1 rRNA gene is annotated in these 420 nt (G+C 53.3%); it reads right to left on the reverse strand.

What is annotated here, in order from left to right:
- Nucleotides 1-105 (reverse strand): 23S ribosomal RNA (locus AC244_RS34850); the annotation flags it as partial.
- Between the last annotated feature and the right edge of the window lie 315 nt (nucleotides 106-420).

Consider the following 420-nt stretch of genomic DNA (forward strand, 5'->3'; position numbering starts at 1 on the left):
GATCAAAGCTTATTCGCAGCTCCCCACGGCTTATCGCAGCGTATCACGTCCTTCATCGCCTGTGCATGCCAAGGCATCCACCAAATGCCCTTCTTTCACTTGATCGTTCTCATTGCCAATGCTCATCGTCTTTGCTTGGTTTGGCAAACCTATCCTCCTCGCTTGCGCTCGAAGGGGTGCCAAACCTGGCCATCCGGACACCTTTCAGTGTGCCGAAACAGTCAAAGTCCGGAGACCTTGCAGTCACCAGACCAGCTCTGCGCAATTACCTTTTACAATCGCGCTTTCTAACAATGCCATCGACGTGTTCGACAGGCCTGCTTTATTGGAACCACGCCGAGCGGTTCACTTGCAGCCTGTCTTAAGACCAGCTTCTCGAGATCTGTCCGGTGATGCGCGGTCAGGCAACACCAATCCAAC

The organism is Ensifer adhaerens (assembly GCF_001270265.1).
Taxonomy (GTDB): Bacteria; Pseudomonadota; Alphaproteobacteria; order Rhizobiales; family Rhizobiaceae; genus Ensifer; species Ensifer adhaerens_B.